Source organism: Dictyobacter formicarum, assembly GCF_016587435.1.
In genome coordinates this window covers 1-22,928 of record NZ_BNJJ01000040.1, presented here as the reverse complement: position 1 = coordinate 22,928, position 22,928 = coordinate 1, and the positions used below count along the sequence as shown (strand labels likewise).

Genomic DNA, 22,928 nt, shown 5'->3' with positions numbered 1-22,928 from the left:
CCATCAATGTGGCGCAATCGTCATCTCAAATATGGTATTGAGAAGCGCGCCAAGTATAAATACCAGGATGCCCAGGGCTAACATCAGCTGTGGGGCTGCTTTCGAGAGTCGTGTGGTGCGCTTCGCCAGACGCCTGATGTTGCTCTGGCCCAGATACATTGCCAGCACAAACAGTCCCAACGCTCCCAGGATCTTTAGAGCTAATACAATAATATATGGTAGACCCAGGTTGGTTTGTGTCAGACGATCAAAGGTCAAGTAGACTCCACTGAGAAGCAGCAGGCCCACGCAGATGTTGACCATGCGTTTGAAGAGCTCGGCGATCTTTGACGCAATCGCTGGCGCTGGTCCACCACTGCGCAGGGCGGGTATCACCACTACCAGGTACATAAAACTTCCACCAACCCAGGCACTGGCTGCCAAAATATGCACAAGGCGGACAAGCCACCGTATCTCCCACATGCTGACTACAGCCTCAATTCACCTGAAGTTTTGCCAGTTCTTTTTGTAGCCCCGCAGAGTCAAGCGCACCAATCCAGTGTGATACAACCTTGCCATCACGATCAATAAAGAAGGTCTCTGGCATTCTGGTTACACCATAAGCGATGCTGGTGTCGCCACCTACGTTGTCTGCGATATTAGTGTAGGTTACTCCGTATTTTTGTAAGAATTTGCTGCCCGCGCTGGTGGTCTCTCCACCATCAATGCCGATCATAACGACGCCCTTGGATTTCAGGTCCAGCCAGGAACTCTGCAGGAAAGGGGCTTCAGCATTGCAGGGATCACACCAGGAGGCCCAGAAATTGACGATGACGGGCTTCCCTTTATAGTCTGCCAGCTTTACTTTTTCTCCATTGCCGTTGAGCAGCGGTAGCTCGAAGGCCGGCGCCGCTTTACCTATGAGCGGGCTGGAGACCTCTCCTACCACCGATGGGTCATCTGGCGAATGGGTGGCGGTCGTTGCCGGCGTTGTGAGTTGGGTCCAGAGTAATACCAGCACGCCAATGATTAGAATATTGGTTACCACAAAGACAACGATGTTGCGTTTGCGCGATCGATTGTGAGTTGTAGTCTCGTTTATTTCCATACATTGCCCAATTCTTACATGATAATTAATTTCAGTCTGATTATGGTGCTTGAGCCTGATAGCCAACTTGCAAGCATTTCCTATCACCTTACAAAGACCTGAACGTTTAAGAAAAAATATTCCAGCGGCTGTGCCGCTGGAATATTTTTTCTTAAACTGGAACTCTTATTTGTGGTGCCGCCTGACGGCGGCACGAGGGAGTAAAAGGGGATTCAGCGCGGGGACACCCCGCAACCCCGGCAGGAGGACTAGCCGTCCTCCTGCACCTCCTGCTGGTTTGTTAGCCGGTGATGACGTCCTGGGCTCTTTGGGGGCTGGCAGGGGTGGGGATAGGACCCTTTTCTTTGTATTCGGCAAAGAGGGAGGCGATGGCTGAGTTGAAGGCCGGGATGTCTTTCGGGCTGCGACTGGTGACCAGATTGTGGTCTCGTACGACTTCTTGATCTACCCAGTTGGCACCGGCGTTTCGAAGGTCGTCCTGGATGGTGTAGTAGCTGGTCATGGTGCGCCCTTTCGCGCATCCTGCGGAAACCACGAGCCAGGGGGCGTGACAGATAACAGCCATTGGGCGGCCACTCTGGTCGAATTGTTGCACAAACGCGCGGGCCTTTGGTTCCATGCGAATGGTGTCTGCGTTGATGGCGCCACCTGGAAGCAAGAGAGCATCAAAGTCGCTGGGGTTGGCCTGGTCAAACGTCATATCAACAGGAAAGCGGTCGGCTTTCTCGTCGTGGTTGACTCCTTGCACCTGTCCGGGCTTGTTGGAGATTACTTTTGTCACCGCCCCTGCATGGTCTAGTGCCTTACGAGGCTCGGTCATTTCAGCCTGCTCAAAATCATCTGTGACCAAAATTGCGACTCGTAATCCGTCTAATTTTTTACCACTTGCTTGCATAGTTTTCCCTTCCTTTACTACTTAATACAAAACCACTTGCCGTGTTTGGTATTTTCGCTAGCATAAGCACTGTCATGGGGTCTGGGAAGCGGAAGTGGTGGTTCTTTTTCCGCATTTCTTCGATCCGTGTAAGGATACTGTATTAACAACAGCTTTAAACTATTGACATGTTGTATTACGCGTGGAAAATGATAATCGTGTCTCAGCAATATGCTTTTATTGAGCTCAAACACCACCAAGATTTTTTGTCATGTGTAAATATGGATGATGCGATATTTGCACAACGGCGTCTTGCTGGTAGTTAAGGTGCTGATAGAGGCGATAGGCACGCTGGCTGTTTTTGTCGACAAGTAGTGCAATTTTCGTGGGTCCGCCGCTGCTGGTATGCTCTTCGGCAGCACGTAGCAGCGCGGTCCCGATGCCGCGACCTCCATAGCGCGGCGAGACAGAGAGAGTGTCGATATACCACTCGTCTTCTTCTGCTTCTTTGTCCAGTGTGATATTGGGATCGTTTTTTAGTTCACGCAGGCGAGCGATAATGGGTTGGTCAAGGGCAGCCGCTTGATTGCCATGGTAAAGGATAAGTACGCCAACGACTTGCTGATCCTCTTCCGCCACCAGTGTATTTTGATAACTCAGGCGGTTGCCTGGCAATTGAAAAAACGTGGTCATGAAGGCCTGTACTTCGTGCGGCTGCTCACTTCCCGCCAGCGTACTGGCAATGTCATCCATGGCCTGAATAAATAAAGGGACCACTAAAGGTGCATCTTCAGGCCTGGCTGGTCGAATCTCCATAATATATCCCGGTATCTTTGTGGTGAAGCAGGGTAGTGTTATTTACCGACACTAAAGGCTATTTCAGGGGTATGCTCAATCCGGCTATGCCAACCAATAGTCCAGAGCAACAGGCCAATCACGATAATAGCCAGCCCGATCATGGTCAGCACAAACTGAAAGAGCAGGCCGATCATGGCCAGGAAAACACCGGCGGCGGTAATCACAGGCCAGATGCTCGGCGAGCTATCTTTCCGATAGGTGGCCAGCAGGGCCTCTTCAGCCCGGGCCAGTTGCTCTCCCTGTTCAATCGTGCGAGCCAGCAGCAGGTGGTCAACCCCTTCATGCAGCGCTCGTGCATCAAACGGTTTATTGACACACACACAACGCGAAATAGTGGTCAGCGTGCTACGCTTCTCTTCAATGGGTGGGTCCCAGGATAGAACGACCGTGGGCAAGGTAGAGAGTTCGGGCTGCTCCTGTACCGTCTGGAGCAACGTCCAATCACAGGAAACACCGTCATCGACATCCAGGATAAGCAGATCAAGAGACTGGATGTCAGTCGAAGAAATAGCTGCCAGAGAAGTCGCTTCGATTACCTCTAACCCGCGATGGCGTAAACCAAGGCTAATTAAGCGACGCATGGTAGGGTCAGCTTCCAGCACGAGTATCGTTGCAGCTGATGATTTCTGCCCTTGCGACATATGTGCACCTCTATCGCTACAAAGTCTATCTGACGAGTTGTATTGCTTTATTAAGCATACGGGGCACACATTACAATATCTTTGACACCTAAGGCGATTCCCTTACAGTGACCTGAATATTTTGACAGCGCATCAAACTTTCATGCTGATGGGGAAGCAAAGCGCTTACAGGTGTAGGTTTTTCAGGGGCGTAGCCCCTGAGACCCCTGATGCCGCCCTGCGGGCGGCACGGAGAGGGAGGAGGAGTTGGGGGCACAGCCCCCAATCCCCCAGTCAAGGGGCTCGCCGCCCCTTGCATCCCCGCTTTTCCGGCGCGAATCCAAAAAACCTATATCTGTAAGGAAGCAAAGCGCCCCCGTTCGGGCGAGTGCATATGCACCCGAGCCCTTTTAATTGTTGGTGCATCGGGTGCGCACGGCGCACCCGATGCACCAACAAATTATGTTTTGAGCACCGAAGGTGCGAACCGTCAGGGGCCGAAGGCGCATACCGTATGGGTTTCAGGCACTTGCTGAGCTTTCATGTAAAGCTGCGGGCAGCTGACTAAAGCTAGAGCTTCGCCAATTTATAGCCAACATCAGGAACTGTCAGGATATATTCAGGTCGCCGCGAGTTGGTTTCAATTTTGCGGCGCAGACGACTGATATATACCCAGATAAAATCGATATCACGATTGTATTCGGGACCCCAGACCTTTTCCAGTAAGAGCTCATGGGTCACTACCATACCGACGTTCTGGGCCAGCGTACTGAGCAGTTTATATTCGGTCCGGCTGAGTTGGACCGGACGATCAGCGACCGTAACCAGGTGTTGGGCATAATCAATAGTTAACGCACCAGTACTAAAGATGGTCTGGTTCTGCGTATGCTCAGATGCGGGGGCCTGACGCCGGAGCAAGGCTCGAACACGTGCCAGCAGCTCTTTCATGCCAAACGGCTTGAGCACCAGGTCGTCGCCTCCCAGATCAAAGAGCTGCACGCGCTCTTCTTCCTCACAGGCCTCGCAAAGCATCATGACAGGCGCATTAGAGAATTCGCGCATGCGCTGCAGCAATTCCATACCACTCATATCCGCCAGGCGCGTGGAGAGTAGAATAATATCGGGCTCTTCCAGTTCCAGTTGTCGCAGGAATTGCACTCCATGACTGACCACCTGTACGCGGTATTGCTGCTCTTCCAGATTGGCGCGCAGGTAACGTGCCAGGCGAGCATCGTTCTCGGCCAACAGTACGCGTACATAGCGTCCCTGCATCAGCGATGAGGTGCGCGTCTTGCGTTGCTGCGCCGGGGCAGCCTCGGGCTCTTCTAAGGTCGCCAGTGGGACCGAGGAAGACGAGACATAGCTCGCTGTTAGCGGCAGAGTAAAGGAGAAACTAGCACCCTGGCCAGGACCCTCGGAGTCGGCCCAGATCTTTCCATGATGGGCCTCGATGGTAGCGCGGGCTGATGCAAGTCCCAGTCCACTGCCATTGCGGTGTGCTGCACGTTGATTGGGCTCGCCAGAGGCACCATTTTGAGCATGGGCTTTGCTGGCATGTTCGATACGGTAGAAGCGATCAAAAATACGATCCAGGTGCTCGGAGGCGATACCCATACCCTCATCGCTGACACAGATGCGTGCTTCCTCTTCATTGGTTTCCAGCGAGAGGCGCACGATTTTGCCAGCCGGTGAATAGGTCACAGCATTATTCAGTAAGTGGTTCAGGACCTGCTCGATCCGTAAAGCATCGCAGGTCACGGGAGGTATGCCTTCGGGTAAATCCAGCACAAAACGATGATCTGGCGCCTGGTTCTGCCAGCGCTTCACCAGTTGCATCAAAAGTTCGGCTAGCTGCACTTGAGAAAGGTGGAGCGGCTGCGTACCACTGTCAAAACGCCAGACATCCAGTAGAGTGTTCAACACATCATACAAACGATCGGATTGGGCATCGATCATCTGCAGCATCTCGCGCTGCATCGCTGGGTCCCAACGGGCCGATCCACCTAGCAAGGTAGTGGCGCATCCTTTGATGATCGCCAGCGGCGTCTTAAACTCGTGCGCAGCCATCTTTAGCGTTTCGGAACGCGCATCGGCCGCCGATCTTTCCAGGGTCACGTCCTCCAGCAGCACACCACGGCCCAGGAAGGTTCCCTCAGCATTACGGACAGGAAAGCTGCGTACCCGCAACCAGTTTGCGGCAGCGTCGGCCAGCGAAAGGTCGGCGGAATATTCTTGCTCTACGTGCTGCCAGACCTGATCTAGCTCGACACGGGCCTCACGGGGATCTGTAGCCAGGGATAACAGATGCTGGTGGACATCAAAGTTTTGCAGACTGGCCTGGTCGTGTCCAGCCACGCGCAGCAAACGCAGAGCGCTATCGTTTGAATAGGTAACGCGCTCACGTGGATTGAGCAGCATAAAGCCGCTGCTCATACTGGCGCACATTTCTGCAAGCACCTGATATTCGCGGCTAAATGCTGCGGGAATGGGATCAATGCTTCTATCTGTGCGCTCTCCAAGAATCGTAGCATTCTCCGCAATCCACAAGCCGCTAGGAATTTGATCGTGTTTTTGTTCGGTGGAGGAGGACATCCAAAACAACCCTTTCCCGCCTGTTAGTGATGTGTAGAACCTGGCTATTCATATTTTAGCAATAAGAGTCAACCGCATGCCACACAGCAGAACAGGGGGAGAAGAGCCTGCCAGCGCGCTTTATGGCCCGGCAAACATACGATATATACAAGGTATTGGATAGTACTCAAGGATAAGGGGAGACTACTATTTGAGGCCCGCTATCATCACAATAAGTATCAAGTGGAGAACCATCGCCACAACCAGACCGATAGCGATAAAAAGCACCAGGCGTCGATCATTAATATATTCACGCACACGGGTAGAATACGCATGGGGCCAGCGTTCCGCCGCCACAATCCCCATGGCGATACGCAGGCGCAGGGGAGAGCGCACAGGAGAGCGAGTCATCTCCTTCTGCAAAGATTGATGGCAGGCTTTACAGAGCACCCATGAAAGTCTGGGCTCAGGCACACCCTCCGGTTCCACCATCTCAATCGGCTCAAACCAGATGCGCGCAGTACAGATAGAACAGTATTGAGGAGCGCGGCTTCTTCGCTTGCGCGTATCATCGTGCCGGACGGCAACGACAGACCCGTTACCGTGCATTGCATCTTTCATCATACTGCCTTTCTTGCTCCAAAGCAAAACGGTACATTTGGGAGTTAAGCTTGCTTTTCCAATTGTAACATATTTCCACCATCCGGGCAGATAATGAAGACGCCATGAGATACGAAAACAGATACAGCCACGTTGCACTGGTAAATCTTTGCAAAGATTTACCAGTGCAACGTGGCTGACCCCGCCATACTAAATCGCACGTCGCTCGCCAGCCTGGGGACGTCAGCGCCCCAATCTTCTCTGTTTTAATGTTGATGCAAAAAATGCGCAGTCGCGCATTTTTTGCATCAACATTAAAACACTTTTTGAGCTCCGCAGGAGCGAAGTGTGTGGTAGAGACCACCATGGTCATGGCCGTCCAGTGCCCTCTAAAAATGTGACCTGATATCTATTGTAGATATCAGGTCACAAACTAACGCCTAATGCGCAATGTAAGGATGCTTAACGCAGCAATGGCACCAGGTAAACGAGGGAAAATACGAATACCCAGACAATATCAACGAAGTGCCAGTACATCTCAGCCGCCTGAATGGCGAAATGCTGTTGCTTGGTGAAGTGGCCGCGCGTAGAACGAATCAGACACACAATCAGGAAGATCGCACCGATCGTCACGTGCAGACCATGGAAGCCTGTCAGGGTAAAGAAGGCTGAACCAAAGATGCTGCTGGAAATGGTAAAATGCTCTGGTCCGGTAATCAACGAGTTATATTCATAAGCCTGACAACCCAGGAAGATCAAGCCCAGAATAATCGTTCCGGTCAGACCCCAGATCAACTGCTTCTGATTACCCTTGCGGATACCAGAACCAGCCTGATGCACAAACCAGCTACTAGAAAACAGGATAACGCTGGCAATAAATGGCACAATGCTAAATTCCAGTTTCCAGACCTGGCTATTATTGCGAATCTCTAGATAGAGAAAAGCAGCGATCAGGTTGGCAAAGATCAGAGCCTCTGAGCCGATGAAGAAAACCATGCCCCACCAGTTAAGGCTGCGCCCGCTTTCCTGGCCGTGCTCCTCAAGTATCCTTACCTGCTCGCCATGAGCAACACTCATACAAGTAACTCCCTAACTCTATAAAGATAAGGCTCGTCGAATACGAGCCTCACCTTTTATCGACGCTCTAAAGCCCAACCCGCACCCGATATAACAAGCAGTACAATGCCAATCCCAAGCACAACCGGGCCTGCAACAACTCCAAACAGGACGAAAGCCAGCGAAAAAGCCATGCCCAGCGGCCACAAACTGGGTCGCGGCATTACTTCCTCAGCATTGACCAGTCGGCCTTTGGCCCTGGCCCGCTTTCTACCTGTCGGATTCTTCTTAGGCTGTGCCCCCGTAGCTGTGACCTCCTCTTGTGACACCTGCTGTTGATCCGCTGGCGCAGAGTCGGAGGTCGGCGTGCCGCTGGCGAGAGGAGCGACAGAAGTGTCGCTCTCCTTCACTGGCATCGGCTGCTCTACGCGGTTTGTTTGTTCTTGAGACACCTTATACCTCTACTAGTCTTGTTTCCACCGGGGTGGATAGGTTACTCACACTTAGTGAATGACGGATTTCCAGTCGGCTTTCTCTGGATACTTTTTGTCATAGAAAGGACGGCGGCTGCGTACAACCGGGATCTCCAGGAAGTTGTATTTCTTCGGAGGAGATGTGGTATCCCATTCCAGTGTAAAGGCATCCCATGGATCGTCTCCAGCTGGCTGGCCGGCCTTCAGGCTCTTGATGATATTGATCATGAACATGATTACGCCGATACCAATGATCAAAGCACCAACGGAAGCCATCAGGTTCAGATCATTCCAACCCAGGTTACCGGGATAGGTGTAGACACGGCGGGGCATGCCCAGGATACCCATGATGTGCATGGGGAAGAAGGTCAGGTTCAGGCCAAGGAAGGTGACCCAGAAATGCCATTTACCCAGGCGATCATCCATCAGCTTGCCGGTGAATTTGGGGAACCAGTAGTAGATACCCGAAAAAACGGCCAGCGCGGTACCGCCAAAGAGTACATAGTGGATATGCGCCACCACAAAGTAGCTATCAGTGATCTGATAGTCGAAAGGCACAACCGCCAGGGCGGCACCATTCAAACCACCGATCAGGAACATAGCAATAAAGCCGAGCGCAAAGAGCATCGGAGCATTGAAGCGCAGCTTACCACCAACAGTGGTAGCCAGCCAGTTAAAGATTTTTACCGCGGTTGGAATAGCGATCAGCGTTGTGCTGGTAGCAAAGAAAGCCTGCGCGATCGAAGGCAGACCCACAGCGAACATATGGTGTGCCCATACGGTAAAGCTCAAGAAGCCGATAGCCACACCAGACCAGGCGATGAAGGTATAACCAAAGATCGGTTTGCGCGAGAATACCGGCAGAACCTCAGAGATAATACCAAATGCCGGCAGAATCAGGATGTACACCTCGGGGTGGCCAAAGGACCAGAAGAGGTGCTGCCAGAGCAGTGGATCACCACCGTTACCGTACTGATAGAAATGGCTACCCAGGTGGCGGTCCAGCAGCAGCAGTACGCTGGCCACAGTCAGACTGGGCAATGCGAACAGCAGCAGGAAGGACATCACCAGGATCATCCATGAGAACAGTGGCATACGGTTGATGCTCATGCCAGGGGCGCGCAACTTGAAGATAGTCACAACGAAGTTGAGCGAACCGGCAATGGACGAGACACCCAGCAGAGTTGTACCCAGCAGCCAGAAGTCGGCATTCATCAGCGGGGTAGCCTGATAACCATGGCCAGCCGCTAACTCACTCAGCGGAGCATACATAAACCAGCCACCATTTGGTGCCTGACCAAACAGGAAGCTAGCCTGCATAAAGATGCCACCAAAGAGCACCAGCCAGTAACCAAAGGCATTCATACGCGGGTACGCCATGTCGCGCGCGCCGAGCATCAGCGGCACCACATAGTTACCAAAACCCGAGAGCACAGGAATAACGAACAAGAAAATCATGGTCGTGCCGTGCATGGTAAAGATCTGGTTATAAGTATTAGGATCCAGTACCTTACCATTCGGCAACGCCAGCTGCGTGCGGATCAGGAGGGCCTCCATACCGCCCACAACGAAGAAAAAGAAACCGGTGATCAGATACATCAGACCGAGCTGCTTATGATCGGTCGTTGTTATCCATTCACCAATATAGGTTTCGCTAAAGCGCTTTCGGCGCACACCCGTTGTCGTTGTTGTCGTGGTGTGTTCACCGATGGTGCGAGTCGCCATGCGCAAATCCTCCAGTGTCTAGCCCCAAAGGGTCACAGGGCAAGGCAGGTTATTTTAACCCTTCCAGATAAGCAACCAGCTGTTGAATCTGATCATTGGTCAGCTCACCAATGTTCATATCATTCCCAGGCTTGACACCCTGGGGATCTTTCAACCATTTTGCCAGGTTACATTGTTGCATCAGGTTTGGATTATTTGGATCACAGTTACCATTGGCGGTATTGTTATCCAGCACTCCACCAGCAAGCAAATTACGACTGCCGAAGTGCGTCAGGTTTGGACCAATCAGACATTCAGGGGTGCCATTGGCTTTACCACCTGGCAAATCGGTACATTCCTGCGCAGTGTTGTAGAACTGCTTCAAATTCACACCAACGATACCATGACAGGAAGAACACTGGTTTTTAAACAACGCAGCACCCTTCTGGGCCAGGGGATCGGTTGGAGCAGCAGCAGCCTGCTGTTGCGTCGACACCCAGGATTGGAAGTCATTGTTATTGACTACCTTGACGTTGAAACGCATATTCGCGTGCTGGGTGCCACAATACTCGGCACAGATACCTGTATATGTACCCGCTTTTTCTGCCACAAACCACTTGGTGTTGTTATGACCAGGCACTACGTCTGTTTTACCAGTCAAAGCAGGGACCCAGAAACTATGGATCACGTTGTTTGAAAACAGGTTGACGTGCACGGTAGTGTTGACCGGCACCTCCAGCGTGTCAGCAGTTGTGACATGGTAATTCGGATAGTAGAACTCCCACCACCACTGGTGACCGATAGCTGTAACCTCGATCTTTGGCTGCGATGCACTCGCGGCAGGCTCATTTTCAGGAGCCACGTAGAGTAGACCACGGATCGTAAAAAAGAGAATTACAAAAAGTACCAGCGTTGGAATAACAGTCCAAACGAGTTCCAGTTTCAAGTTACCGTGATTTTGGAATGGATTCGGAGCTCCAGGTCGCTCACGGTAGCGAATAATGGAGAAAATCAATATGCCCTCGACCAGGACAAAGATAATTACCGAAATGATCAGGATCAACCAGAACAGGCTGCTTTCACTGGCAGCTACTGGTCCGGACGTATCCAGGATCGAGGGTGAGTTTTCACCGCATGCGGCTAATAGAATAGAGGACAATGACAGCAGGCTGAGCAATGCTAGCCAGCGCTTTGCCCTACGAAATACCGGCATCCTCACGTCTAAATCTCTCCTAAACAATTGATTGACGATGGACGATGATGTCTTGTTTTGGCGACATTTTTCCACTGTACTGGTGTAGTGTAGCGATGGAGCCTAACACAAAACTTGCAATTTCAAAAACGAACCTTACAAGAACCTGAACGGGGGAGGTGCTTGCACCGCCAGCCTGGGGGCGTCAGCGCCCCAGGCGCGAACCATCATAGGTGCTGACGAGCATGCCGGGGACATGATCTCCTCCTTGCCTCAGCTTAAAACGCATGCTTTTTAAGCATGCGCAGAGGCATCGTGCTCTTCTTCGAAGAGCTCCTCCTCAATTTCGGCAGCGTAGCGGCGCTCCTCCTCCATTCGCTGTTTTTCGTCCTGCGCTTGCATCCAGCGAATAAAGAATACGCTTGCTACTATAATGTAAGCAATGTTGGCAGGTATCCACATGATCAGGCCGCCTAGCTGCTGATCCGTCGCAGGCGAAAGGCCCCATGCGCGCGGCGCATGAATATAAGGCTCATAGAGAGGATCCATGAAGGTCAGGCCAGCTCCTAGCAAGACTGTTGGCATGCCGCCAAGAAAGATATACAGCAATTGGCCACCCATCGAGAGGCGAGGCCATCCTTCTTGAAGCGGACTAAAGACCGGCCACCAGTAGATCACGCCCGTGACGATATACGTTATATGCTCCAGAATATGTAAATTAGGATCATACAGTGTTGCGTCATAGAGCGCCGGTGCATGCCAGAGCCAGAAGTTGACGTTGAAGATGACAAACGCTACCGCTGGATACGTCAGGAACCTTCCTACCTTGTAGATTATACGTCTGTTGAGTAGCGACTGGAACAACCAGCCGGGTGTACCCACAATCATCAACGGCGGGGCAACGATCGTCAGCAGCAGATGTTGTACCATATGCGCGCTAAAGAGGTAGGCGTCCCCTAGCTCATCCAATGGCGACACCAAAGCGAAGAATATACAATAGACACCTGCGAAGAAAAGCACTGCCTGCCTGCTCTTCACCGGCTCACCTAATTGATATTTTTCACGTATCGGGCCTACCAGATAGATATAGAGACCAAGGATAATGGCGGTCCCTAAAATAATTGACGGTTGCCAATTCCATTGGGTCAGCCAGAAGTTTAATCCTACGTCTGCTCGCATGTTTGATGACCTTTCCAGAAAATCCTCTTACATACTATAGCAGGACAGCGAGGAGGCGACAAGTAAAATTTTGCCTGCAGATAAACAGTCTTTTTTCAGGCGGGCCCAAACGTTCAGGCAATTGTAAGGTAAGAGAAACTGACTGCAAGGGTAGTATCAGGAATGGCGCCGACAATAGGGAACGTCAAACTTTATAGACTATAGGGAGCCTCGTGTATGAAGGTATTAAGCCATAGTGAGCTTGAAGAGCCAAAGCAGGTCCATCCTTTTCGTCAGACTCTTTCAGCTTACATTAATCTGATGAAACCACATGTGACAGTCTTGCTACTTGGCACCACAGTGGCGGCCATGGCGATTGCTGGTCGCGGCCTGCCCAATCTAGGATTGGTGCTGGCAACCCTGGTGGGCGGCGCCATGGCGGCTGGCAGTGCTAATGCAATTAACTGTTATATCGATCGCGATATCGACCAGATTATGGGTCGTACACAGCGTCGCTCGTTGCCGTCTGGTCGCGTCCAACCTGTGCCTGCCCTGATCTTTGGCGTTGGCCTGGGCGTCGTATCATTCATTGTGTTAAGCCTATTCGTCAATCTGCTTAGCGCAGGCCTGGCCATGGGAGCCATTCTGTTCTATGTATTTGTCTATACAATGGGACTCAAACGCAATAGCGCGCAAAACATTGTAATTGGCGGCGCCGCTGGCTCTGTTCCGGTACTGGTTGGCTGGGCGGCCGTAACCAATAATGTCTCCCTATCCGCCATCTGGCTCTTCGCCATCATCTTCTACTGGACACCACCACACTTCTGGGCCCTCTCACTGCTGATCAAAAAAGATTATGAGAAAGCTCACGTGCCGATGCTGCCAGTGGTTCTGGGTGATTCTGAGACACGACGCCAGATCTTCTTTTATTCGCTCCTGTTATTTGCTGTAACAATGATGCTCTTCGTGATGCACACCATGAGCTATCTCTACCTGATCGGCGCGATCATCCTGGGTGGCATTCTCATCTATATGTCGATTCGCCTGATTACCGACCAGAGCAAAAACTGGGCACGTACTATCTTCTGGTATTCTAACTGCTATCTGGCCGCGATCTTCGCACTGATGGTGATAGACCGCATCCTGTTCTAGTTATCAAGGTCAAGGTATTATGAGTATGCGTATGAGTTGGCGACTTGCTTCACGATTATCCGTTATCACTCTGGCGGTGATAGTCGTCATTTTAATTACTGTCATTCAACACAACCGGGCTACACCGTCCTCACCCAGCAGCAGTAGCAGTGGTACGTCTACCTCTGCGTCCGGACTGCAAGGAACGGATCTGAATGGCACACCCGCTCCCAATTTTCAGCTCACAGATCAATATGGCAAGACCGTCTCGCTCGCGCAGTTTCGTGGGAAACCGGTTGTGGTGACCTTTTTATACACCCACTGTCCCGATGTATGCCCTCTGACAGCTGAACACCTGCACACGACCTTACAACAACTTGGTAGCGATGCTAAAAATGTTGCTATCCTGGCAGTAAGTACGGACCCTAAGCGCGATACCACAGCCGAGGCATTGAAATTCTCTACCGAGCATAATATGCAGGACTACTGGCATTTCTTGACCGGTACCCAGCAACAACTTTCTCCGATCTGGTCAAGCTATAGTATCTATGCCCAACAGCAACAACAAAAAGTGAACCACAGTTCAGCGCTCTATGTGATCGATAAAAAAGGCAACGAGCGCGTCTATATGGGCGATGACTTCGATCCAGCCCAGATGGCAGGAAATTTGAAACAGTTGCTTAAAGAGAACTAACAGAGCATTTTCTTCAGTTTGACATGAAGGATGAAATGGCTTACCTGCCTGGGGAACGCAGGCGTCCCCAATCTTTTTTATGTTGGGTGCAAAACGTGCGCTTTGCGCACGTTTTGCACCCAACATAAAACTTCTTTTGAGCTCTGCAGGAGCGTAGTGTCAGGGGCCGAAGGCGCGTATCTTATGGCTTTCAGACGCACTCTTAATGGGTTGTTGCAAAAGATGCGCATAGCGCATCTTTTGCAACAACCCATTAACTCTTTTGAGCGCCGAAGGCGCGAATCGTCAGGGGCCGCAGGCACAAAAAGCATGCTTTTCAAACGCTTTCATTGCGCACAATGTGCCACACTGAATAAATTTCCAGTATTAAGATTCTATAAAACACTGAGACAAGCAAACGATGTAAGATTGACTGATACAATCATATCAGGTATTCTATGCACTATAATAGATCATTTAAAGCATGAAGTGTATAGGCATCATTGGTGATAATTGCATAACTTTTTATCAGGTGCATTGAGGCTCTCTTATGATGAACAGCACGATGGATGAAAATCAGACATGGCGTACATTTTTAGGACAGCTGATTGCCGATCCACATGAACGCCAACGCATTGCTGATATCATGAATATCAATCCGGTTACGTTGCTACGTTGGACAACTGGAAAGTCAAATCCACGACCGGATAACCTGCCGCCCCTGATCGCTGCCTTGCCCCACTATCGGCAACAACTAACGATCTTAATTACAAAAGAATATCCAACAGCCCTGCATATCCCTGTTTCCGAAACAGAACAAACAGTTGAAATCACAGCATCTTTCTATACCCAGGTCCTTAATACCTATACATCCAACACAGCACAGCAGCGCAAAATCGCCGTCTACAATATGATTCTGCAGCAGATACTTGCACATTTAGATATCCAGCAGGCTGGTATGACCGTCTTGCTGGCGCTCTGTGTTCCCCCACGCACTGGACAGCCTGTACGTAGCCTGCGCCAGGTCAATGGCCGCAGCAATGTCGCCAATGACCAGCAAATTGAATATACAACCCAGTTCTTTGGAGCTGAGTCGCAGGCCGGGCATGCCGCCAGCAGCGGACACCCGGTAATTATTCAAAGTAAGCAGGAAAAACTGCGCCTCTTTCCCCTGCATTACTATGAGCAGGAGGAATGCTCGGTAGCTTATCCCATCTTGCTGTCCGATCAGGTAGCTGGCACGCTTTCTATTATCAGTACGCAACCCGACTTTTTTACACAACCTTACCTGGACCTGATTCAGAATTATGTGAATCTGCTCGTGCTGGCCTTCGAGCCGGATGATTTTTATGCGCTTAATAGCCTCAACCTGGGCATCCTGCCCGCGCGCCAGCAACAATATGCGACGCTGGCCACCTTCAAACATCGTGTCACCAATCACCTTATCGATGCGAATCGGAGCATGCAGTATCTTTCTCCCACTCAGGCCGAAACTTTGGCCTGGCAAGAAATAGAAGAGATTTTGCTGTACAACCCATTATCCTGATCATCCTCTCATCCTCCACCTTTCAGATATAGGTTGTTCAAGGGCTTCGCCCTACGACCTCGGTACCGCCTACGGCGGCGCTGGGAGGGAGGTTTGGAAAGCTGTGGTAATGAAATATTTCAGGTTGCACGAACCTCATATATTTGGTATGCTTAAATATACAGGACCACTATTATAAAAAAATAAAGAGTCCTCGCTGATTGTAAACCATTCGCGGAGGAGAGCGAGAGCGTATGGAATCATCTCTTCAAAGAGCAAATCTCGCAGTAGACGATCGAGAGTCGTCTCTTGAGTCATATCAGGAAGTAGAAGAGGCTGAGCATCATATCCATATGCCGGGTCCCAGTCTATGGCCTGTGATGCTGAGCATCGCCATTCTGGTTGCCGTGGCCGGTATGTTGTTTATCCCCGATGCTCCCTGGGTGACACTTGTTGCGGTTCCATTTATTATCTGGGGCATCATGGGCTGGGTGCTAGAAGATCCCATGGCAACAACTCATGGTGAGGAAGGTGCCGAGTATAAACGGATTATCTCATTGCCGGCACATGAAGTATTGGATCGGGCCCGTGCAACTGCAGAGCAGATTGTGACATTAGGCAGTACAGCATTCAGCAATCATCCTGTTAAAGTGGAGATTGAGAATGAGACACCAGCAGGTGTGGTGCTCGCCCTCTATGGTAAGCTCGAACTGGAAGTTCAGCGCGAGCGTCTGGAGGAAGGGATTAGCCGTGTCCCTGGTGTAGCAAGTGTGCGCAATTTCATTGTGGCGGAAGATACCGTCTTGAATACGGCCTATGAGCGTATCGAGAATTTGAAGTCACAGGGAAAGTTGGATGGGGCCACGAACATCTCTGTTCTGGTAGAAAACTATATTTTACACCTCTATGGAGATGTGCCAAAGTCCAGCATGAAATATGTTTTAGAGCGTGAAGTCGTCGGTATCCCCGGCGTCCGCGTGGTTGTCAACCATATCGGTTTGAACAAAGACATCCCCGGTAACCTGGGCAAGACCAGAAACGCTTAACAATATCATTTTCAGCACATACTAAAAAACCAGCGGCCCGCTTATTCAAAGCGGGCCGCTGATTTTTCTTGTTCTACGTTAACGTTTGCGTAGGAAAGCCGGAATGTCGATGACGTCGCCGGATGGTGTGTTGCGGTTACCGCGTGACAGTTCAGAGGCGGCTCCGCGATCCAGGCGCCGTACGATACGTCCGCGCTGGCCCACTTCTCGACGCGTCGGTAAAGCCTGATCCTCCAGGGCGGGAGTCGGCAGGTTGCTCATATCGGGCATCGACTGATTCATCTCTTCCTCGTCATCATCCAGGCTGCCGCTGTTAATCAGCGGAATCGCTGGCGGCGGCGTATAGCCATTACCGGGAAGGCGCTGTCTACCGGCATCGGATTTATACGGCGGCAGAGCAGGATTTGATGGCGCGGCAGGCGTCGATGGTTGATTTCTCTGCACCGCAGGTATCGGTCCGGTTGGATGATTAGCCGCTTGCATTGATGGCGTGACCGGTGGTGGATAGCCTTGAGACGAACCTGAGCGCACTGGCGTATTCCCACTGGCATTTCCAGACGGCGACGACGAATTAGAGACGGTATACAGACGGCTACGATCATAATCTGACCGTGGCGCGGCATATCCTGAGTGGGCATTACTGGTCGCTGCCCGTGCTGGTGGCAATTGGTCAAAGCCAGTCGCGATAACGGTAATCTTCACTTTGCCATCGTAGTTAGGATCCTGTACCGCGCCAAAGATGATGTTGGCTTCAGGATGGGCTGCCTGGCTGATGATATCGGCCGCCTCATTAACCTCAAACAGCGTCATATCCAGGCCGCCGGTGATGTTGAAGAGCACGCCACGCGCACCACTGATATCGATATCCAGCAAGGGGCTAGAGATCGCAATCTGGGCGGCATCAATGGCTCGGCTCTCGCCGCTGGCCTCGCCAATAGCCATCAAAGCGGATCCGGCCGCCGACATGATAGTCTTGACGTCGGCGAAGTCCAGGTTGATCAAACCAGGGACCGTAATCAGATCACTGATACCCTGAATGCCCTGACGCAAAACGTCGTCCGCCAGTCGGAACGCTTCAGCCAGCGGTGTACGTTTATCGGCAACTTGCAGCAAACGATCATTGGGTACGGTAATTAGCGTATCCACATGCTGCTTCAAGTTGTTGATGCCTTCTTCGGCCGAGAGCAAACGTTTCTTCCCCTCAAAGGTGAAGGGGCGGGTGACGACGCCCACGGTCAGCGCACCCACCTCACGCGCAATCTGCGCAACCACCGGGCTGGCCCCGGTTCCGGTACCACCGCCCATACCAGCGGTAATAAAGACCATATCAGAGCCCTTCAGGGCCTCATAGATATCCTCAGCATTTTCTTCAGCAGCCTTCATGCCGACGCTAGGATTGCCTCCTGCTCCAAGGCCACGGGTTAGCTTATCACCGATACGAATGCGATGCGGTGCCTCTGTTAGCAGTAAGGCCTGGGCATCTGTATTAATGGCAATAAATTCGATACCCGTCATATTGGCCTGAATCATGCGGTTCACCGCATTACTGCCACCTCCCCCAACACCGATCACACGGATTTGGGCGAAGCCTTCAAGTTGATGATTTCCCATTGGTAACATGTTCTTCGTGGCCCCCTTTCGAGTTTCTCATTTATAGTGAATACCTCATATGTGTACAACGAACGACGCCCAGTTTGTTGCAGTGATTCGCCTCCATGCATGCAATTGCTTACCCATACTCAATTGTTCGCTTATACGCTACTCGATGATTCGCCTATACTATAAATGAGTACTTCGTTTAAGGAATAAATGCACGCAGCCAGCGCCCAAACCGAGATACAAGATTATTTTCATCTTCTACGTTTACATCGATTGGCTCTTCATCCATGAGGAACGAGGTATTGCTCAATCCCCACAGTAATAGACCAACGGCCGTTGAATAGGCGGGCCTGTTAATAGAGTCCGCCAGCCCATGCAAGCCCAGAGGAGAACCGATGCGAGCCGGGAGATCCAGAACCTGGCCTGCCAGTTCTAAAATACCTGGTAGCTCAGCGGTTCCTCCGGTAATCACGACGCCTGCGGGCAGTAATCCATCGTAGCCGGACTTTTTGATCTCTTCATGTACCATGCAGAAGATTTCGTCAACACGAGCCTGAATAATTTCGGCCAGAAGTTTCCGTGGTACGAGATCATCACAGTCAGGCATAAATTGTGACAGATCGATCATATCATCTTCATCTATAGCTGACGGATCACAATGCCCATAAGTAATTTTGAGTTCTTCAGCAACCCCGACTGGCAGGCGCAATCCAATGGCAATGTCGCTGGTAATCAGGTTACCACCGACCGGCAACACGATTGTGTGCCAGATAGCTCCATCGGTATATACCGCAACATCGGTGGTGCCACCACCGATATCGACCAGGGCAACCCCCAGGTCGGTCTCGCCTTCCTCCAGGACCGCATCACCTGAGGCCAGGGGCTCCAGGACGAGGTCCTCAATCTCGACATGCGCTTTATGCACACATTTAATCAAGTTATGCATAGAGGACACTGAACCGGTGATGATATGCGCTTCCACCTCCAGGCGGAAACCAGACATACCGATGGGGTTCTTGATACCCTCCTGTCCATCGACGACATAGCCCCGCGGAATAACGTGAATCAGTTCACGATTCGCGGGAATGGCAATTGCCCGAGCCACCTCGAAGGCACGGCTAATATCGTTTTGTTCAATATCCCGATTCTTTGGGGAAATCGCAACGAAGCCCTTGCTATTTTCCGAGGAAATATGGCTACCTGCAATACCAACATATGCAGAGGTAATTTTTTTACCTGATAAGCGTTCAGCACGATCAAGCGCCGCTGCAATTGAAGTGACGGTCTCTTCAATGTTCACCACCACCCCACGGCGCAACCCCTGTGAAGGGCAGGTGCCAACGCCAACAATATTCAGCTTCCCGTCACGATCCAGTTCGCCGACCAGGACACAGATTTTTGTTGTTCCGACGTCGATACCGACAATCACCCGCTCTTGCACGATCCACGCTCCTATTGGGCGGTACACTTTTGAGACGCACTACGAATACAGTATTTTAGACCTGTCATGTGATTATTCACATTCTTACTTACTGTTGTAAAGTAAACACTGGTCGCAGGCCATAACGTAAGTCTATGGTGGCAATGTTCATTTGCTGCTGGCGTGCGAGCTTTACAATCTCACGTAATTCTTTAAGACGATTATCCAGAGAGTTAGCGTCATGAGAACTTCCCAAATACGCTTTCCAACCATCTGGACTTTCTATAATATAGGATCCCCTACCACCTCCCATTCCACCAGTTTGACTGGTAGTACTAGCATACATTGTACCATCGTAATACAGTTTGAACGCATCTATACCTGCTACTTTAGGAACTCTCTGCCAGACATCACTTGCAAATACACTATCAATGTTCTTTAAATACGTTCCAGGACGCAATAACGGTTCTGTTTTTGCGCCCTGGGTCGTTGTGTCAACCACGATTCCTAATTGATCTGCTCCAGGTGTCTGGCTGGCGGGCTCAATCACCATCCCCTGCGCGTCCACGCTGAAGGTGCCTTGCGGGCCCTGCCATAGCACTACGGGCTTACGCTCTACAATGGTCACAGTCAGTTGATCCGGAAATTGCTTGCTTATGGCAACTGAAGCTATCAACGGCGAGGCCTGAATGCGCGCTTGAATACTTCCAGTATCGACCAGGAAGATATTCTGCCCCTGAATACCCATGTGCTGAATGCTTTGAATTAACCCGTTATTGTGGGTGCCAACCACACTGACGCGATGCAAGCGAAAGACATCGCTGGTGAGTGCAAAGTTAATCGCAGCAATCATACAGGCAATGATCGCAAACACGGCTGCAACTTTCCAGAGCAGGTTACGCCTGCCACGCCGACGACCACTGCGCCTGGGAATAGACGATTTGTAGGGCAATGGACGCCGCACCGCCTGAATGCGTCCGTTAGTTGCCCGTACTCCTGTCTGAACCAGCGTACGTGGTACCAGTTTGACTGGCTTTCGTGCTCGTGAGCGCACGTGTCGCAATTGCGATTGACGTTGAGCAAACGTATGCCATGCCACTGAAGGGTCCGCATTTGGAACTGTAACTACCCGTTTCAACGAACGTGAGGAGATGAGCGTGTTATGCGCCAGCTCTTTTTTTAACGCGTCTTTTGGTGTGTAGACTTTTTCAAGCTTGTTGTAGCTTGGCGTTGCCCGTTGAGACGGTAGCTTTTTCCTTTCTGTCATGTCATAGTACCTTCCACTCCCCGCGCAGTTCGACCTCCAGCTCTAAATCAACCCCGAAGCGGTCATAAACGCGCTGATGGGCTTCTTTGATGAGAGCGGCAACGTCTGCTGCACGTGCTCCACCTACATTGACAATAAAATTGGCATGACGCTCCGAGATCTGGGCTCCCCCATGCACCATTCCCTTCAATCCTGCCGCTTCGATTAGACGTCCCGAGTAATCGCCTTGCGGATTTTTGAAGATTGAGCCCGCACTCTGCTGCGGTGGCTGGGTGCGCTTGCGATACTGTTTGTGCTCTTCGATGGCGGTTCGCAGCTTCTGAGGATCTTCCTGCCGCAGGCGGATACCCAGCTGCATGACGATTTCCGCTGGCTCGATCAATTTGTGGGGCGCGGCAACCGGGTTGCCCTCGCCGTCAAATTGAACGCGCCGTTGAGCCCTGAAACGGCTGTGCCGGTAGCTGAGCTCTAACTCGCTATGCTGATAGCGCACAACCGTTGGAGCTACGGGACCATCTTCGCACTGGCGCGCATCGACGATGTCGACCCATTCCAGTACCTGTCCCAGATCGTAACCGTGCACGCCTGCATTGCTAACAACTCCACCACCTAAGGTGCCTGGTATGCCAGGACCAAACTCTAAGCCACCCCATCCTTTGGGAGCAATCTCATTGATGATACGCGGCCAGCTGATGCCTGCACCTACCGTTAAAAAGGCGGTTTCAGCGCCATTCTCTTCAAGGGTGTAGGTGTTGATGGCGACGCGCGCCACCACACCTCGGACACCGGCATCGGCATATAAGACGTTGGTGCCGTTGCCGGTGATCAGCAATGGCCAGCGTCGCTCAGCACACATGGTGACCAGGCCCACAAGATCCTCAGGTGTATCCACTGAGACCCATACATCAGCGGGACCACCAACGCCAAAGGTGCAGTGGCGCGCTAATGGCTCATTGCGGCGCACGCGGCTACCAAAGTGAGCAAGGAGTTCGTTATAAGCAATCTCAGCATCAAATATCATGTTGTTTCCTCTAGGCCTGTTATGCATTCTTTAACAAGTTTTCTGTAACGATATAGATATCACCCGCACCCATAATCACTACCAGGTCGCCGGAGCGCAGGGTGTGGGTAAGCAGTTCAGTAGTTTCGGCGACACTTCCACCATGTATGATATGGGCCTTGCCCTGCACGAAAACTGGCTGCTGCGCTATTCCATCTACAAGTTCACGCGCATGGATTAAGCCGGTATCGCGTTCGCGTGCGGGAAAGATGTCCGCGATGATGGCAATATCAGCTGCATCGAACGCATGCAAGAACTGATCAAAAAAGGTTTTGGTCCGACTATACATATGCGGCTGATAGACCGCGACGATGCGCTGCCCCGGATAGCGGCGGCGCGTGGCCTCCAACGTGGCGGAAATGGCGGTCGGATGGTGAGCATAGTCATCCACCAGCATAACGTCCAGCGCCTGATCTACTATCTTCAGTGGTCCCTGGTGGCGAATATCAAAGCGCCTTCTGGTGCCGCTGAAGCTTGCCAGGGTCTGCGCAATGCTCTCGATACCCACACCTAACAGTTGCGCCGCCGCCAGCGCAGCCAGGGCGTTCTCAATGTTATAAGTGCCTGGCAACTGCAAATGTAGCACATGCTCCTCTGGAATAGAGATAGCGATGCGCGAGCGTACGCGGAAGCTGGTCTCACCATCCAGTTTGATATCATAGGCTTCAAAGGTGGCCGGTCCTTGCTCTGGCGCCGCATGATGCCCCACGGAATAGGTTAAGATCTGGCCGGGCCAATCGTGCAGACGCGCCTTCAGATCCCAGCAACCTGGACTATCCGCGTTCAGAATGACGGTTGGCGGCACTGGCCAATCGCCTTGCAGATCCATGCCGCGAATAAAGTGTTCAAAAGCGGCTAAGAAAGCATCGTAATCGGCAAAGAACTCTGGATGCTCAAACTCAATTGAGGTTACGATAGCCAGCCGTGGATGGTAGTGCCAGAAGTTATGGTTGAATTCGTCGGCTTCATTGACGAAGTATGAACTCTTACCCAACCGATAATTGGCACCAAAAC

Annotated in this window: 20 protein-coding genes and 1 pseudogene; 4 read left to right on the top strand and 17 right to left on the bottom strand. The window is 51.5% G+C overall.

The genetic code is table 11. The features are described 5' to 3' along the window. Nucleotides 1-3 precede the first annotated feature (3 nt). The 12 genes from JMI88_RS37210 to JMI88_RS37155 all read right to left on the bottom strand — a co-directional run bounded on the left by JMI88_RS37210 (nucleotide 4) and on the right by JMI88_RS37155 (nucleotide 12,214). Complete coding sequence (locus JMI88_RS37210) at nucleotides 4-462, bottom strand: hypothetical protein (RefSeq protein ID WP_201367155.1); 459 nt, start codon at nucleotides 460-462, stop codon at nucleotides 4-6. Between the two features lie 13 nt (nucleotides 463-475). Beyond that, nucleotides 476-1,087, bottom strand: coding sequence for a TlpA family protein disulfide reductase (locus tag JMI88_RS37205; protein WP_201367154.1), 612 nt, complete (start codon nucleotides 1,085-1,087; stop codon nucleotides 476-478). A gap of 280 nt (nucleotides 1,088-1,367) precedes the next feature. Then, the gene (locus tag JMI88_RS37200; RefSeq protein ID WP_201367153.1) at nucleotides 1,368-1,982 is read right to left on the bottom strand and encodes a type 1 glutamine amidotransferase domain-containing protein; all 615 of its coding nucleotides are present in this window, start codon (nucleotides 1,980-1,982) and stop codon (nucleotides 1,368-1,370) included. Nucleotides 1,983-2,207: 225 nt separating this feature from the next. After that, nucleotides 2,208-2,777 carry a GNAT family N-acetyltransferase gene (locus tag JMI88_RS37195; protein ID WP_201367152.1) on the bottom strand — a complete coding sequence of 190 codons (570 nt, stop codon included), beginning with the start codon at nucleotides 2,775-2,777 and terminating at the stop codon, nucleotides 2,208-2,210. Between the two features lie 38 nt (nucleotides 2,778-2,815). Next, nucleotides 2,816-3,460: a response regulator gene (locus JMI88_RS37190; protein ID WP_201367151.1), complete on the bottom strand. Its 645-nt coding sequence runs from the start codon at nucleotides 3,458-3,460 to the stop codon at nucleotides 2,816-2,818. 549 nt (nucleotides 3,461-4,009) lie between these two features. Then, nucleotides 4,010-6,031 (bottom strand): ATP-binding response regulator, encoded by a 2,022-nt coding sequence (locus JMI88_RS37185; RefSeq protein ID WP_201367150.1) that lies wholly within the window; start codon nucleotides 6,029-6,031, stop codon nucleotides 4,010-4,012. Between the two features lie 186 nt (nucleotides 6,032-6,217). Next, nucleotides 6,218-6,634 carry a hypothetical protein gene (locus JMI88_RS37180; RefSeq protein WP_201367149.1) on the bottom strand — a complete coding sequence of 139 codons (417 nt, stop codon included), beginning with the start codon at nucleotides 6,632-6,634 and terminating at the stop codon, nucleotides 6,218-6,220. 438 nt (nucleotides 6,635-7,072) lie between these two features. Continuing rightward, nucleotides 7,073-7,687, bottom strand: coding sequence for a cytochrome c oxidase subunit 3 (locus JMI88_RS37175; RefSeq protein ID WP_201367148.1), 615 nt, complete (start codon nucleotides 7,685-7,687; stop codon nucleotides 7,073-7,075). Nucleotides 7,688-7,743: 56 nt separating this feature from the next. Further along, the gene (locus tag JMI88_RS37170; RefSeq protein ID WP_201367147.1) at nucleotides 7,744-8,118 is read right to left on the bottom strand and encodes a hypothetical protein; all 375 of its coding nucleotides are present in this window, start codon (nucleotides 8,116-8,118) and stop codon (nucleotides 7,744-7,746) included. Between the two features lie 51 nt (nucleotides 8,119-8,169). Next, nucleotides 8,170-9,864: a cytochrome c oxidase subunit I gene (gene ctaD, locus JMI88_RS37165; protein ID WP_201367146.1), complete on the bottom strand. Its 1,695-nt coding sequence runs from the start codon at nucleotides 9,862-9,864 to the stop codon at nucleotides 8,170-8,172. Between the two features lie 49 nt (nucleotides 9,865-9,913). Beyond that, a complete protein-coding gene (coxB, locus tag JMI88_RS37160; RefSeq protein WP_236023233.1) occupies nucleotides 9,914-11,056 on the bottom strand; it encodes a cytochrome c oxidase subunit II in 1,143 nt (380 codons plus the stop codon). Between the two features lie 273 nt (nucleotides 11,057-11,329). After that, the gene (locus JMI88_RS37155; protein ID WP_201367144.1) at nucleotides 11,330-12,214 is read right to left on the bottom strand and encodes a cytochrome c oxidase assembly protein; all 885 of its coding nucleotides are present in this window, start codon (nucleotides 12,212-12,214) and stop codon (nucleotides 11,330-11,332) included. A 216-nt stretch (nucleotides 12,215-12,430) separates the two neighbouring features. On the opposite strand from JMI88_RS37155, the gene JMI88_RS37150 reads away from it, so the two are divergent. From JMI88_RS37150 to JMI88_RS37135, 4 genes are all read left to right on the top strand, one after another. After that, nucleotides 12,431-13,345: a heme o synthase gene (locus tag JMI88_RS37150; RefSeq protein WP_201367143.1), complete on the top strand. Its 915-nt coding sequence runs from the start codon at nucleotides 12,431-12,433 to the stop codon at nucleotides 13,343-13,345. Between the two features lie 19 nt (nucleotides 13,346-13,364). After that, a complete protein-coding gene (locus JMI88_RS37145; protein WP_201367142.1) occupies nucleotides 13,365-14,018 on the top strand; it encodes an SCO family protein in 654 nt (217 codons plus the stop codon). A 529-nt stretch (nucleotides 14,019-14,547) separates the two neighbouring features. Next, nucleotides 14,548-15,543: a GAF domain-containing protein gene (locus JMI88_RS37140; RefSeq protein ID WP_201367141.1), complete on the top strand. Its 996-nt coding sequence runs from the start codon at nucleotides 14,548-14,550 to the stop codon at nucleotides 15,541-15,543. Between the two features lie 233 nt (nucleotides 15,544-15,776). Next, nucleotides 15,777-16,568 (top strand): BON domain-containing protein, encoded by a 792-nt coding sequence (locus tag JMI88_RS37135; RefSeq protein ID WP_201367140.1) that lies wholly within the window; start codon nucleotides 15,777-15,779, stop codon nucleotides 16,566-16,568. A gap of 651 nt (nucleotides 16,569-17,219) precedes the next feature. Here JMI88_RS37135 and ftsZ read toward each other — a convergent pair. The 5 genes and pseudogenes from ftsZ to JMI88_RS37110 all read right to left on the bottom strand — a co-directional run. Then, a pseudogene (gene ftsZ, locus JMI88_RS41055) lies at nucleotides 17,220-18,179 on the bottom strand (cell division protein FtsZ); the annotation flags it as partial. Nucleotides 18,180-18,366: 187 nt separating this feature from the next. After that, nucleotides 18,367-19,608, bottom strand: a complete 1,242-nt coding sequence (ftsA, locus tag JMI88_RS37125) for a cell division protein FtsA (RefSeq protein ID WP_201367138.1) — start codon at nucleotides 19,606-19,608, stop codon at nucleotides 18,367-18,369. Nucleotides 19,609-19,696: 88 nt separating this feature from the next. Continuing rightward, nucleotides 19,697-20,854, bottom strand: coding sequence for a cell division protein FtsQ/DivIB (locus JMI88_RS37120; RefSeq protein WP_201367137.1), 1,158 nt, complete (start codon nucleotides 20,852-20,854; stop codon nucleotides 19,697-19,699). Nucleotide 20,855: 1 nt separating this feature from the next. Beyond that, nucleotides 20,856-21,875 carry a UDP-N-acetylmuramate dehydrogenase gene (gene murB / locus JMI88_RS37115; RefSeq protein WP_201367136.1) on the bottom strand — a complete coding sequence of 340 codons (1,020 nt, stop codon included), beginning with the start codon at nucleotides 21,873-21,875 and terminating at the stop codon, nucleotides 20,856-20,858. A 19-nt stretch (nucleotides 21,876-21,894) separates the two neighbouring features. Further along, the coding region (locus JMI88_RS37110) for a glutamate ligase domain-containing protein (RefSeq protein WP_236023231.1) at nucleotides 21,895-22,928 on the bottom strand (1,034 nt) is incomplete at its 5' end.

What these genes read in the sequence shown, in the direction of transcription:
- JMI88_RS37180 (WP_201367149.1), bottom strand. Translation starts at nt 6,634, where the DNA reads ATGATGAAAGATGCAATGCACGGTAACGGGTCTGTCGTTGCCGTCCGG.
- JMI88_RS37210 (WP_201367155.1), bottom strand. Translation starts at nt 462, where the DNA reads ATGTGGGAGATACGGTGGCTTGTCCGCCTTGTGCATATTTTGGCAGCC.
- murB (WP_201367136.1), bottom strand. Translation starts at nt 21,875, where the DNA reads ATGATATTTGATGCTGAGATTGCTTATAACGAACTCCTTGCTCACTTT.
- JMI88_RS37140 (WP_201367141.1), top strand. Translation starts at nt 14,548, where the DNA reads ATGATGAACAGCACGATGGATGAAAATCAGACATGGCGTACATTTTTA.
- JMI88_RS37190 (WP_201367151.1), bottom strand. Translation starts at nt 3,460, where the DNA reads ATGTCGCAAGGGCAGAAATCATCAGCTGCAACGATACTCGTGCTGGAA.
- JMI88_RS37120 (WP_201367137.1), bottom strand. Translation starts at nt 20,854, where the DNA reads ATGACAGAAAGGAAAAAGCTACCGTCTCAACGGGCAACGCCAAGCTAC.
- JMI88_RS37200 (WP_201367153.1), bottom strand. Translation starts at nt 1,982, where the DNA reads ATGCAAGCAAGTGGTAAAAAATTAGACGGATTACGAGTCGCAATTTTG.
- JMI88_RS37185 (WP_201367150.1), bottom strand. Translation starts at nt 6,031, where the DNA reads ATGTCCTCCTCCACCGAACAAAAACACGATCAAATTCCTAGCGGCTTG.
- JMI88_RS37205 (WP_201367154.1), bottom strand. Translation starts at nt 1,087, where the DNA reads ATGGAAATAAACGAGACTACAACTCACAATCGATCGCGCAAACGCAAC.
- coxB (WP_236023233.1), bottom strand. Translation starts at nt 11,056, where the DNA reads ATGCCGGTATTTCGTAGGGCAAAGCGCTGGCTAGCATTGCTCAGCCTG.
- JMI88_RS37175 (WP_201367148.1), bottom strand. Translation starts at nt 7,687, where the DNA reads ATGAGTGTTGCTCATGGCGAGCAGGTAAGGATACTTGAGGAGCACGGC.
- JMI88_RS37195 (WP_201367152.1), bottom strand. Translation starts at nt 2,777, where the DNA reads ATGGAGATTCGACCAGCCAGGCCTGAAGATGCACCTTTAGTGGTCCCT.
- JMI88_RS37135 (WP_201367140.1), top strand. Translation starts at nt 15,777, where the DNA reads ATGGAATCATCTCTTCAAAGAGCAAATCTCGCAGTAGACGATCGAGAG.
- JMI88_RS37150 (WP_201367143.1), top strand. Translation starts at nt 12,431, where the DNA reads ATGAAGGTATTAAGCCATAGTGAGCTTGAAGAGCCAAAGCAGGTCCAT.
- JMI88_RS37155 (WP_201367144.1), bottom strand. Translation starts at nt 12,214, where the DNA reads ATGCGAGCAGACGTAGGATTAAACTTCTGGCTGACCCAATGGAATTGG.
- ctaD (WP_201367146.1), bottom strand. Translation starts at nt 9,864, where the DNA reads ATGGCGACTCGCACCATCGGTGAACACACCACGACAACAACGACAACG.
- JMI88_RS37145 (WP_201367142.1), top strand. Translation starts at nt 13,365, where the DNA reads ATGAGTATGCGTATGAGTTGGCGACTTGCTTCACGATTATCCGTTATC.